The 12850-nt window shown below is 35.4% G+C and carries 10 protein-coding genes; 2 read left to right on the top strand and 8 right to left on the bottom strand.

Annotated features, from left to right (window positions below; translation table 11 throughout):
• Nucleotides 1-23 precede the first annotated feature (23 nt).
• The 6 genes from J2Z81_RS01930 to J2Z81_RS01955 all read right to left on the bottom strand — a co-directional run bounded on the left by J2Z81_RS01930 (nt 24) and on the right by J2Z81_RS01955 (nt 8214).
• Nucleotides 24-1277, bottom strand: a complete 1254-nt coding sequence (locus tag J2Z81_RS01930; RefSeq protein ID WP_029269838.1) for a dihydrolipoamide acetyltransferase family protein — start codon at nt 1275-1277, stop codon at nt 24-26.
• Nucleotides 1278-1299: 22 nt separating this feature from the next.
• Nucleotides 1300-2283, bottom strand: a complete 984-nt coding sequence (locus J2Z81_RS01935) for an alpha-ketoacid dehydrogenase subunit beta (RefSeq protein ID WP_029269840.1) — start codon at nt 2281-2283, stop codon at nt 1300-1302.
• A gap of 14 nt (nt 2284-2297) precedes the next feature.
• Nucleotides 2298-3290 (bottom strand): thiamine pyrophosphate-dependent dehydrogenase E1 component subunit alpha, encoded by a 993-nt coding sequence (locus J2Z81_RS01940; protein WP_226370602.1) that lies wholly within the window; start codon nt 3288-3290, stop codon nt 2298-2300.
• Nucleotides 3291-3400: 110 nt separating this feature from the next.
• The gene (gene lpdA, locus J2Z81_RS01945) at nt 3401-4822 is read right to left on the bottom strand and encodes a dihydrolipoyl dehydrogenase (RefSeq protein WP_226370603.1); all 1422 of its coding nucleotides are present in this window, start codon (nt 4820-4822) and stop codon (nt 3401-3403) included.
• Between the two features lie 362 nt (nt 4823-5184).
• Nucleotides 5185-6279: a Glu/Leu/Phe/Val family dehydrogenase gene (locus J2Z81_RS01950; RefSeq protein WP_029269846.1), complete on the bottom strand. Its 1095-nt coding sequence runs from the start codon at nt 6277-6279 to the stop codon at nt 5185-5187.
• A 165-nt stretch (nt 6280-6444) separates the two neighbouring features.
• On the bottom strand, nt 6445-8214 hold the full coding sequence (locus J2Z81_RS01955; RefSeq protein ID WP_029269848.1) for a sigma-54 interaction domain-containing protein: 1770 nt from the start codon (nt 8212-8214) through the stop codon (nt 6445-6447).
• Nucleotides 8215-8348: 134 nt separating this feature from the next.
• Between J2Z81_RS01955 and J2Z81_RS01960 the strand changes: the two genes are divergently transcribed.
• Nucleotides 8349-8591 carry a DUF2627 domain-containing protein gene (locus tag J2Z81_RS01960; protein WP_029269850.1) on the top strand — a complete coding sequence of 81 codons (243 nt, stop codon included), beginning with the start codon at nt 8349-8351 and terminating at the stop codon, nt 8589-8591.
• A 162-nt stretch (nt 8592-8753) separates the two neighbouring features.
• A complete protein-coding gene (locus J2Z81_RS01965) occupies nt 8754-10103 on the top strand; it encodes an aspartate kinase (protein ID WP_226370604.1) in 1350 nt (449 codons plus the stop codon).
• 275 nt (nt 10104-10378) lie between these two features.
• Here the strand turns inward: J2Z81_RS01965 and spo0A are convergent, their stop codons facing one another.
• Nucleotides 10379-11164, bottom strand: a complete 786-nt coding sequence (spo0A, locus tag J2Z81_RS01970) for a sporulation transcription factor Spo0A (RefSeq protein WP_029270063.1) — start codon at nt 11162-11164, stop codon at nt 10379-10381.
• A gap of 278 nt (nt 11165-11442) precedes the next feature.
• The gene (spoIVB, locus tag J2Z81_RS01975; protein WP_226370605.1) at nt 11443-12732 is read right to left on the bottom strand and encodes a SpoIVB peptidase; all 1290 of its coding nucleotides are present in this window, start codon (nt 12730-12732) and stop codon (nt 11443-11445) included.
• Nucleotides 12733-12850 lie beyond the last annotated feature (118 nt).

A 12850-nucleotide genomic window follows, 5' to 3' on the forward strand; every position in this document is an offset into this window, starting at 1 on the left:
AATTTGGAAAAACTGTATTTTTATTAATAAATACTTAATGTTTGTTTATTCATATTTTCTAATATCTCTTTGACACGAGCTAAGAATTTACCGCAAATGAGCCCATCTAATACACGATGATCTAAAGACAAGGATAAATTAACCATGTCTCTCGCTGCGAACATATCATTGATAATAACAGGTCTTTTGACTATAGATTCAATTTGTAAAATTGCTGCCTGAGGATGGTTAATAATCCCCATTGAATGAATAGAGCCAAAAGAACCAGTATTATTAACTGTAAATGTTCCGTCTTGCATGTCTTCGGAAGTTAATTTATTTGAACGGGCTTTCATGGCCAATTCGGATATATCTTTCGCAATCCCTTTTATACTTTTCTCATCGGCATGTTTTATGACTGGAACAAATAATTCTTCACCCTTTGCTACTGCAATAGATAAATGGATATCCTTTTTTTGTATGATTTTATCTCCTGCCCACATACTATTTAATTGTGGGTATTCCTTTAATGCTTGTGAAACAGCTTTAACAAAGAACGCAAAAAATGTTAAATTAAACCCTTCTTTTTGTTTAAACTGGTTTTTTATTTCGTTTCGATAGACAGCAAGATCAGTAACATCCACTTCAACAGTCATCCATGCATGAGGAATTTCTGTTGTGGACATAACCATATTTTCAGCAATAACTTTCCGCACACCTTTAACAGGAATCTCTATATCTCCTTGTTGTGTTAATGGTATTGAAGGTGCTTGTGCTGGCTTCGATAAAGCTTTATCAGCGTCAGTTCTTTTATTTTCTTTTGGTATATCCCCTGTAGAAATTATTTTTTCAATATCTTTTCGTGTGATTCTGCCGCCACGTCCAGTGCCATCCACTTGCGATAAATCGATGTTATGTTCTTGTGATAATTTTAATACAGCTGGTGAATAGCGTTTTTTCATTGATTTGTTTTGGTTATCTGATTGCGTTTTTTCCTTGACGTATGTATTTTCAGCACCTTTTTGTGTGTTTGTATCACTTGATTTATTGTCTGCTTCATTTCCAGTTTCGATGTAACACATTAGGTCGCCTACAGCTATGGTTTCTCCCTCTTGTGCAACGAGTTCTTTTATCGTCCCGGTAAAAGAGGATGGCACCTCTGCGTTTACTTTATCTGTCATCACTTCCGCAATTGGGTCGTACTTTTGAACATGCTCGCCTTCCTTAACAAGCCAGGAGCTAATCGTCCCCTCTGTTACACTTTCACCTAGTTGAGGCATATTAATTTTTTCGGCCATCGTTAGTGCCTCCTTCATTTGATCAGTATTCAGCAAGTTCTCGCATTGCTTTTTCCACTTTGTCCGGATTCACCATAAAAAACTTTTCAGTTGTAGGTGCATAAGGCATAGATGGAATATCGGGTCCTGCTAACCGTTGTACGGGTGCATCCAAATCAAATAAACAATTTTCAGCGATGATGGCTGACACTTCACCGATAATGCTTCCTTCCTTATTATCTTCCGTAATTAATAACACTTTCCCTGTTTTTTTCGCTGCCTCTATAATTGCTTCCTGATCAAGCGGGTATACTGTTCTTAAATCTAAAATGTGTACGTCAATTCCCTCTTCAGTTAATTTTTCAGCAGCTTGCATGGCAAAATGAATGCATAAACCATACGTAATGACAGTTATATCTGTACCATTTCTTTTGATATCAGCTTTACCAATTGGCAAAACATAATCATCATCAGGTACTTCGCCTTTTAATAAACGATAGGCTCGTTTATGTTCAAAGAAAAGTACTGGATCATTATCACGAATGGATGCCTTTAATAATCCTTTTACATCGTATGGAGTTGAAGGCATTACAATCTTCAATCCTGGTTGATTGGCGAAAACAGACTCAACAGACTGCGAATGATATAATGCACCGTGAACACCACCTCCATACGGAGCACGGATTGTTATAGGAGCATTCCAATCATTATTAGAACGATAGCGAATTTTAGCAGCTTCTGAAATAATCTGATTAACTGCAGGCATAATGAAATCAGCAAATTGCATTTCTGCTACTGGTCGCATTCCATACATTGCTGCTCCGATACCAACACCAGCAATGGCAGATTCTGCTAGAGGTGTGTCTAAAACACGATATTCACCAAATTCATCGTACAACCCTTCTGTGGCACGGAAAACTCCACCTTTCCTCCCGACATCTTCTCCTAGAACAAATACTTTATTATCACGTTGCATTTCCTCTTTTAATGCAGTTGTAATCGCTTGGATATATGACATTATGGGCATATAGTCTCCACTCCTTACTCTTCATATACAAATTTTAAAGCAGATTCAGGTTCAGCGTATGGTGCATTTTCTGCGTAATCAGTTGCCTCATTGACAGTGTCGCGAATTTCAGTATTTATTTTTTCTTCTATTTCATCTGTTAAAATTCCCAAATCTTTTAGGTAAGCAGCAAATGTAATGATAGAGTCTTTTTTTCTTGCTTCTTCAACTTCTCCACTTTCACGGTATAAACGGTCATCATCATCACTAGAATGCGCTGTTAAACGATATGTAATTGCTTCAATTAGAGTTGGGCCCTCTCCTGACACTGCTCGCTCTCTTGCATTTTTCACAGCTTCATATATGGCTAATGGATCATTTCCATTTACTGTGAACCCAGGCATGCCGTAGCCTGTTGCACGATCAGAAACCGATTCACATGCCAGCTGTTTATCAACCGGCACAGAAATTGCATATTTATTATTTTCAACCATAGTAATAACCGGTAATTTATGTACTCCAGCAAAGTTTAGACCTTCATGAAAGTCACCTTGATTTGATGAACCTTCTCCTAGGGTAACAAATGATACAAAATCTTTTTGTTCCATTTTTGCTGCTAATGCTACTCCGACGGCATGCGGTAGTTGGGTTGTTACTGGCGAAGAACCTGTTAAAATTCGATTTTTCTTTTGCCCGAAATGCCCAGGCATTTGGCGTCCACCTGAGTTTGGGTCTTCGGCTTTAGCAAACCCCGATAGCATTAGTTCTTTTGTTGTCATTCCAAATGTTAAAACAATGCCCATATCCCGATAATAAGGTGCTACGAAGTCTTTGTTTCGATCTAGAGCGAATGATGCACCTACTTGTGCTGCCTCTTGTCCCTGACAAGAAATCACAAAAGGAATTTTACCCGCTCTATTTAACAACCACATTCTTTCATCAATTTTTCTAGCCAATAGCATTGTTTTATACATTTCCAGTACATCTTCATTTGTTAAACCTAGCTTGTCATGTCTATTTTTTGTCATAAAGGGTCCCTCCTTTAAAATGTTTATTTTCAAAATGAAAATAAATACCAATCTTGAGGTAAGATGATTCTAAAAATAATGGCAGTATTTTTCAAGGTTCTAACATTTTGTTAGCCATGAATCTGTTTTCCGTCTACGGCAAGTGCTGCTTCACCCATTATTTCTGATAAGGTTGGATGCGGATGTATACCCTGGGAAACTTCCCAAGATGTTGCATCAAGTAATTTAGCAAGACTAGCTTCGGATATCATGTCTGTAACATGTGGTCCCACCATGTGCACACCGAGAAGGTCTTGTGAATCTTTATCAGCAATAAATTTCACAAAACCATCTGTTTCACCATAAACTAATGCTTTTCCAATTGCTTTAAAAGGAAATGTACCAATCTTAATATGAAAGCCCGCTTCTTTTGCCTTTTGTTCTGTCATTCCCACACTTGCAACCTCAGGGTTGGAATAAATACATGTAGGGACAGTGTTATAATTCAGTGTAAATGGCTCTTGATTAGCAATGTGTTCGACTGCGATGATCCCCTCATGGGAAGCGACGTGTGCAAGCTGCATCCCGCCGATTACATCACCAATGGCATAGATGTGTGATTCTTTTGTTTGATAATAGTTGTTCGTTTGAATAAATCCAGAATCGATAACAATTTCCGTGTTTTGCAGTCCGATATTACTTGTATTTGCTTCTCGCCCAATGGATACAAGCATTTTTTCTGCTTTAAAGGATTTTTTATTATCATTGATCTCTACATCAACTGTAATACCGTCTCCCTTTGATAGGGTTTCTGATAGCACTTTTGCTTCCTTAACAAAGGTAATACCTTTCTTTTTTAATAATTTCTCAACTTCCTTAGATATAGCCGTATCTTCTGTTGGCAGTATTCGGTCTGCGTATTCAATAACTGTAACTTTGACGTCAAAATCAGCTAACATTGAGGCCCATTCAATACCTATCACACCGCCACCAACTATAATGATGGAAGCAGGAAGTTCTTCCATTTGAAGAGCCTCATCAGAGCTCAATACTGCTGTACCATCAATATCTAGACCAGGTAATGTTTTGGGTTTTGAACCAGTTGCAATCAGTACATTTTTTGGAACGATTATTGTATTTTCGTCACCATTTTCATATTCAATTGAAATCGTTCCAGGCATTGGAGAAAATATACTAGGTCCTAAAATACGACCGTATCCTTCAAATACATCAATTTCCCCTTTTTTCATAAGCCCTTGGACACCTTGATGTAATGTATCAATAATTTTGTCTTTTCGTTCCTGTACCTTCGTAAAATTAAAATTTGTTTCTTTCGTGTAAATACCGTAATTACTTGCTTCTTTTGTCTGTTTATAAACCTCTGCACTGCGTAATAACGCTTTTGAGGGGATACAGCCACGATGTAAACAAGTGCCACCTAGTTTCTCTTTTTCTACCATTGCTACTTTCAAACCCAGTTGTGAAGCTCGTATAGCAGCAACATATCCGCCTGTCCCCCCACCGAGAACAACAAGGTCATATTCCTTTGACATACATAGTCCGCTCCTTCATATCTTGAGTCGCAGGGTTACTTTTTTTGTATATCTCTATTATGTAAAACCCTCAAAACATCTAATATAAGTATTTGTAATATATTTGCACCAGGTATACTATTATAACAGCAATACACATCATTCGCTTACTTTTATATTTATAGCAGGATACTACAGCATCCAGTTTAGATATCATAAATGCCCTAGTATGCTATTTGCCAAATGTTGATCAATAATATGATTTAAATGACAAAGCCTTCATGATCAACGACTTATATTGAGGTTAAGCTAGAATAAATAGTGGTAATCTCGAGAATTTGGTGCAAAATGACTGGTATTTGCTTTAAAATTCCCCTAAAGTTTTACTTTCGACTTAAAATATGATGTTCATTCATTAGAAACTGATTTCGGGATTTTTTTACCGATTCAATTCTTTCTTCTGCCATCCGGTCTGCGGCAGCATATGTTGGAATATTATCACGTCTGGAAATTTCAAACACTTTTGTTAGGTTATCATAAATTGTATTTACCTTTTTCATTGCCCGGTCATAGTTATATCCTATTAACTCATCAGCTACGTTGATAACTCCACCTGAATTTAGGACATAATCAGGAGTATAAATTATTCCTTTTTCGTAAAGCATATCGCCATGTTCATTTGTTTTTAACTGATTATTTGCTGATCCCGCTATAACCTTCGCTTTAATTCTTGGAATAGTATCATCATTAATTATTGCGCCTAACGCACACGGTGCATATATATCACAATCTACATCATAGATGGCTTCTGGATCTACAGTTTGAGCACCGAAAGCTTCTGCAACCCGATTAACCGCTTCTTTATTTATGTCAGTTACAATGATGTTAGCACCTTCTTTATGCAGATATTTACATAGATTATATGCAACATTTCCAGCGCCTTGTACTGCAATTGTTTTTCCTTCTAAAGAGTCATTAGAAAAAGCCTCCATTGCAGCTGCTTTCATTCCCATATATACACCGTAAGCAGTTATTGGTGATGGATTACCTGAGGAACCAGACTCGGCTGATATTCCAGTTACAAAATCCGTTTCTAAATGGATTGTATCCATATCATTAACCGTTGTTCCTACATCTTCAGCTGTAATATATCGACCGTTTAGACTTTGGATATAACGGCCAAATGCTCTGAACATTTCAGGGTTTTTATCCTTTTTAGGGTCACCAATAATCACCGCTTTCCCTCCGCCTAAATTTAATCCAGCGGCAGCATTTTTATAAGTCATTCCTTTTGCTAATCTCAAAGCATCTTCAATCGCTTCAGCTTCTGAATTGTACGTCCACATTCTAGTCCCGCCTAGCGCAGGTCCAAGCGTGGTATCATGAATAGCTATAACTCCTTTAAGTCCAGAATTTTTATCCTGACAAAAAACGACTTGCTCATAATCAGACTCTTCCATATAACTCAATATTTCCATTTTTTATCCCCCTAAGAATGTGGTATATATTTCATAATCTAAAAAATTAATTGTAATTTACGCAAGGAAGAATGTATGTTTATATTTCCATTGCAACGATTGTGCCAATATTTAACCCTTGTTTTTATTGGTTAATGTATAGTTAGTGTGTGCATTTTTTTTCATTTATGAAAAGTGTTGCATGTTACTTTTTTCAATATTATACTTTTTTATCTTATAGTATAAATTTCTAATGGATATTTTTAACGCACTGGCTGTTTTTGTTTTGTTAAAATTATTTCTTCTATATGCACTGGCAATGAAATCTTTTTCAAATTGTTCGGTAGCTTGTTGTAATGAGAGCCTATCGATGCTTGAAACTTGTGAATCAATCGGATCTTTTGTTTTTGACAAAAGATTTACATAATCAAAAATATGTTTAGTTTTAATCCTTTCTTCGTTCATACCCATATAAATCATTGCTCGTCCAATTATGTTTTCCAATTCTCTAATATTGCCATCCCAACGATGTTGTTTTAAATTATGTAAGGCTTTATCTGATATGGAGCGAACATTTCTGCCATATTCCAGATTTAATTTCTCAATGGTATGATAAATTAAATCTGGTAAATCATCCAAGCGCTCTCTAAGAGAAGGAATAAATATCGGAAGGCGATTTAAACGATAATATAAATCCTCACGGAAAGTTTTATCCATAATTGCTTTTTCCAGATTAGTATTCGTAGCAGCAATCACTCTTACATTAATCTGTATTGGTTTTGTACCACCAACTCTAATAATTTCATTTTCCTGAAGAAATCGAAGAAGTTTGGTTTGCATATTTAAAGAAAGCTCGCCTATCTCATCTAGAAAAATACTGCCATTATTTGCTTCTTCAAATAATCCTTTTTTGCCACCTGATTTTGCTCCTGAAAAAGCTCCATCTTCATAACCAAATAATTCACTTTCTAAAAGCGTCTCTGCAATAGCTGCACAATTCACCCTAATGAACTTATTATGTTTTCTAACGCTTTCATGGTGAATAGCATGAGCAAACAATTCTTTTCCTGTACCTGATTCTCCACGCAATAAAACAGTTGCTGGTGTTCTAGCTCCAACCTTAGCTTGTTCGATGGCCAGTTTCATCTCAGGAGAAGAACCTATTATATCATCAAAAGTATATTTTGCTTCTAAGTTGCGAATGATCTTTTGAGCCCTTTTTAATTCGCTTGTTAATATCTGAATTTCTGAAATATCATGTAGTACACCTATACTTCCCTTAATTTTTCCATTGACTATCACTGGAGCAACATTTACTAAAACACTTCTTTTATTTGGACCAACTTTCATACGTACACCGCGAACTGGCTGTCTTGTTTTCAGCACTTTGAAGTGCATGCTTTCTCCTTCAGAAATATCAGTAGATGCTGGTTTTCCAATGATTTCTTTTTCTGTTAACCCGGTAATTTTTGTATATGCTGGGTTAACCATTAACCCTGTACCATTCTCGTCAACAACACTAATCGCTTCTTCTGATGAATGAATAATGGCCTCTAACATTGTTTTTATTTTCTTTAAATCCGTATTTTCTTCCTTTAGATGAATTACTTGGGTTAGTTTGTTATTAATTGTTTGCGTCATTTTTTCCTCAAGTAACTCAATTATAATTCTTGTAAGAGGTTCGGGTATAATCAGTGTTTGTTTTTGGCGTTCATTTGAAAGTAACGCAAGCAGATGTGAATCGCCTGTAGTTTCAATTATAATATCAATGTCTTCGTTTATCCAATTTTGCCATTCCGTATCTACAGGAATATTATATGTACGTTCTACTTTACATACATTTTCTTGTTTATTTTGAGCGATAGCAGCTATTATTTTAAATTGATCACTAGTATATAGCAGGTTAAATAAAGCGCTCTCATTTTTGTTAACGCCAATAATAAGCACACGTTTCATATCATCCCACCTTGCAAAATTTTGCACGTATCAATCATACGATAATACGTTGGTTTAAGCAAATCTTGATTCATTTCTATTTTAAGCAAGGTTTGTTATACTATCTAAAGATTAGTACTTAAGGGGAATATGATATGATTCGGATTTTTGCTGTACTTGTATTATTTATTCCAGGCGTTATTTCTGCTTTTGGTATAAAACTTATGCGCGATTCTTTGTTTGATGAATTTTATCCGATTTTCGTCCATGTTGGTATCCAATTTACAGTAGGACTCATCCTGTTTTTAATCGGACTTGGTTTTATCGGTGGCTTTATCGTACATAGAGATCGAAAAAGACAATTAGTAAAGAAGAAAAATCAAAAGAAACACAAATAAAAAGTGGCGATTAGTCACTTTTATTTTGTCTATAGGCAAAAAAAGTACAAAATTAAAAAAAGAGTCTAGCTGAATTGAAAGAAAACACTAACAGTTATGTAACATTTGTGATACTATTTAAAAAACATTAGATTTTATAAAAGTATATGGAGAGGTGTAACAATGAAAGTAGTAAAATTCGGTGGCAGTTCTGTTGCGAGTGCTACTCAAATCCAAAAAGTAGGGGGTATTATTAAAAGTGATCCTGAGCGAAAAATAGTTGTTGTTTCAGCTCCAGGAAAACGAAATAATAATGATATTAAAATTACCGATATGCTAATAGATCTGGGTCATGCTTATCTTCAAAATAAAACGTATAAAGACTATTTGGACAAAATAATGAAACGTTTTGAAGAAATTATTCAAGAATTAAATATACCATTGTCCGTCCTGGAAGATATTGAACATTCGATTAATAACGTGTTATCGAGAAATCTTTCTGACGAAATTAAATTCGATGCTATCAAAGCACTTGGAGAAGATAGTTCAGCCAAAATTGTCAGTGAATATCTTAAACATATTGGCCTAGAAGCAAATTATATAAATCCAAAAGATGCTGGAATAATGGTTAGTAATGAGCTGGGCGAGGCTAGAATATTATCGGAAAGTTTCTCCAATCTTTATGCACTTAGGGAAAGATCAGATATATTGGTTATACCTGGTTTTTTTGGGTATACAAAAGAAGGAAATCTTGCAACTTTCCCCAGAGGGGGTTCAGATATAACCGGCTCTATTGTTGCGGCAGGAGTAAAAGCTGCATTATATGAGAATTTTACGGATGTGGACTCGGTTTTTTCAGTGAATCCTAATATTGTTGATAATCCAAAAGAAATCACAAAGTTAACCTATAAAGAAATGCGTGAACTTTCCTATGCAGGGTTTTCTGTATTTCACGATGAAGCTTTAATACCTGCATTCAATGAAAAAATTCCTGTAGCTATTAAAAATACAAATAATCCACAATCCCCGGGAACAAAGATTGTTGCGGAAAAAGAGTCTTTAGAGAACTGTGTTGTAGGTATAGCCAGCGACACTGGTTTCAGTAGCATATATATCAGCAAATATTTAATGAACCGTGAATTAGGGTTTGGACGAAAGTTATTTAGTATTTTAGAGGATGAAATGATTTCATTTGAACATGCACCTTCGGGAATTGATGATATGTCCATTATTATCCGTGATGATCAACTGACACCTGAAAAGGAACCCATAATACTTAAAAGAATAAAAGAAGAATTACAAGCGGATACAGTGTCTATCCATCGTGATTTAGCAATTATCATGGTTGTTGGTGAAGGAATGAATAGTACAATTGGGATCGCTCAAAAAGCCACTTCAGCCCTAAAAGAAGCTAATGTCAATATTGAAATGATAAATCAGGGTTCATCTGAAGTTTCGATGATGTTTGGAATACAAGCTGAAGGAATTGACCGGGCAATTCAATCGTTGTATGATGCATATTTTGGTAAATAATCAATAAAAAATAAGACTGGGACAAAACCCCAGTAAATGTAAAAAAGTTCGGGAGTCCCGTCTCTAGATGGAACTCCCGAACTTCTTTATTTTACTTTTCCGTGCGATTTATACTTATTTAGTAATCCCGTTGACTTGCTCTGCAGGCGGCTGCTTTCCGCGGGCACGGCCTTAGCCTCCTCGGAAGACTTTCAGTAAACAAACGAATGATAAATGCAACATGAAGCGAGTTAATTTTAATAAATAATTTTAAGTAAACCTTTACATATCAACCTTTAACTCGCTTTATGTTCTAAACGAAGCCTATCAGCGACCATTGCAATAAACTCGGAATTGGTCGGTTTTGCTTTTGAAATGCTTACCGTGTAGCCAAATAAAGCTGATATCGATTCGATATTTCCTCTGCTCCAAGCAACCTCTATGGCATGGCGTATCGCTCTTTCTACACGTGAAGCTGTTGTATTGAAGGCTTTAGCAATATCAGGATAAAGTACTTTGGTAATTGAACCTAATAGTTCGATGTCGTTGTATACCATTGTAATTGCTTCACGTAAATACATATATCCTTTAATATGCGCAGGGACTCCTATTTCGTGAATTATATTTGTAATGCTTGCTTCCAAGTCCACTTTCTTTTTTTCCTTTTTATTTTCTTTTTTAGGACTTCCTTGAGATAAAGTTGTATTCGTTCCTTGTGCTTGACGGACTTGGTCAGCCAAGTTTTCCAAATCAAAAGGTTTTAAGATAAAATAAGATGCTCCTAAGTCTACTGCTTTTTTCATTACTTCCTCCTGCCCAAACGCGGTAAGCATAATAACATTTGGATAGCTGTTTCTTTCCGTTTCTCTTAGTGTTGTCAACACGGCTAATCCGTCAATATGTGGCATAATTATATCTAAAATTAATACGTCCGGATTTAAATCCTCCAGCATTTCCAAGCAGTCTCTTCCGTTGGATGCGGTTCCAATTACTTCAATATCTTCTTGTTCGTCAAAATAATCTTCCATTAATTGTATTAATTCCTTATTGTCATCAACTAAGCAAACTGAAATTTTTTCCACTATTTTGTTCCTCCCCTTTATGTAATCGAACAGTTTATCTCCATTGTACCTATTCGATATAAAATGATTAAATCCTCTTTTCGAGTGAAAAACTTTGGAATTTTTTGTGTTTCCTTTGTTTTGCTTTCATTCCCTCTATTTTTCCTTATATTTCGATAATCTACTGCGTAAATCGACATAACATTTGTCGAATAATATATAGTCTATTTAGAATTATATCATAATTTTAAATATGGAAAATGACTTGTGATGGAATAAATCCACAACAAGTCATTTTTTTAACTAGCTTTTTGTTTATCTTTTTTCTTATAAATATCTATACCTGCTTCCTGCAACATCCATTCAATGTGAACCCCATAGCCAGAAGTGGGATCATTTACAAATACATGTGTAATAGCGCCAACGATTTTATCATCCTGAATGATGGGACTACCACTCATTCCTTGAACAATACCACCAGTTTCTTTTAGTAGCTTTGGATCCGTAATTTTTATAACCATCCCTTTTGTGGCTGGGAATTTCTGAGGTACACTACTTACAATTTCAACATCAAATTCTTCAACTTTTTCACCATCAACCACAGTTAATATCTTTGCAGGACCTTCTTTTACCTCATGAGATAAACCAACAGACATTGGTTCATCCATTTTTCCATTTTTAATGGTACTGTTTAGTTCGCCAAAGATTCCAAATGGACTATTTTTTGTAATTGATCCAATTTTGTCCTTCTCCATAGAAAATTTAGCTTGTTTTTCTCCAGGTGTTCCATTGTTCCCTTTTTCAATGGAGGTAACATTTGAACGTACAATGGTTCCATCGTGGATTTCAATAGGCTTTTTAGTATCCATATCTGAAATAACATGTCCTAATGCTCCATATTTCTTTGACTTTGGTTCATAAAATGACATGGTGCCAATTCCTGCAGCTGAATCCCTAATATATAAACCAATACGGTATTCTTTTTCCTTATTGTCCTTAACTGGTTGTAATTTTGTACTAAATTTTTCTTTTCCTCTTTTTACAGTTAATTTTAAAGGTTTGTTTTTTTTCCCTGCTTTTTCTACATAGGGTTTGACATCTTCCATGTTTTTAATTGGTTTTCCATTGATTTTTAAAATGATGTCTCCTACTTTAATTTTTGCATCTTCACCAGGGGATGATGCCTCTTCGTCTTTACCGTTTACAAGATGATGCCCTACAACTAGTACACCTAGTGTATGCAGCTGAACACCGATTGATTGGCCACCAGGTATAACTTTTATATCATCGAGTAAGGAAACGTTAACTTTTTTAACTGGAAGACCGGCTACTTCATAAAAAAGTTTACTGTCTCCAGGTTCTTTAGCATGAAATTCAGAGGAATTTATTGCTTGCACATTGTCATCTGTAGCATTAACTTCTACAGCATCACCAAAATTTGGTATGTCTAGGCGTGATTCATTAGCAAGGGTTAAAATCTCATTAGGAATGGAAAGATACTTTTGTAAAGGGGTAAAAAAGGGAATTGCCATTACAACAATAAGGAGCAGAATGCCTATCCAATTTCTTATTTTATCCTTCTGTCTCAATCAATTCACTCTCCTCCGCTCCTAACCCATACCTTTTTATATCTGTATTTCTAATTTGACCTTATTGATGGTATTTTAAACTAGTGAGAAATAAGAAAAGATGTGTAACATTTCCTTT

The sequence above is a fragment of the Virgibacillus alimentarius genome (assembly GCF_017874635.1).
Lineage (GTDB): Bacteria > Bacillota > Bacilli > Bacillales > Amphibacillaceae > Virgibacillus_B > Virgibacillus_B alimentarius.

Excerpts from the sequence above, each read along its gene's own strand:
- lpdA (WP_226370603.1), bottom strand. The coding sequence starts at position 4,822 with ATGTCAAAGGAATATGACCTTGTTGTTCTCGGTGGGGGGACAGGCGGA.
- J2Z81_RS01955 (WP_029269848.1), bottom strand. The coding sequence starts at position 8,214 with ATGAAACGTGTGCTTATTATTGGCGTTAACAAAAATGAGAGCGCTTTA.
- J2Z81_RS01965 (WP_226370604.1), top strand. The coding sequence starts at position 8,754 with ATGAAAGTAGTAAAATTCGGTGGCAGTTCTGTTGCGAGTGCTACTCAA.
- J2Z81_RS01940 (WP_226370602.1), bottom strand. The coding sequence starts at position 3,290 with ATGACAAAAAATAGACATGACAAGCTAGGTTTAACAAATGAAGATGTA.
- J2Z81_RS01960 (WP_029269850.1), top strand. The coding sequence starts at position 8,349 with ATGATTCGGATTTTTGCTGTACTTGTATTATTTATTCCAGGCGTTATT.
- J2Z81_RS01935 (WP_029269840.1), bottom strand. The coding sequence starts at position 2,283 with ATGCCCATAATGTCATATATCCAAGCGATTACAACTGCATTAAAAGAG.
- J2Z81_RS01930 (WP_029269838.1), bottom strand. The coding sequence starts at position 1,277 with ATGGCCGAAAAAATTAATATGCCTCAACTAGGTGAAAGTGTAACAGAG.
- J2Z81_RS01950 (WP_029269846.1), bottom strand. The coding sequence starts at position 6,279 with ATGGAAATATTGAGTTATATGGAAGAGTCTGATTATGAGCAAGTCGTT.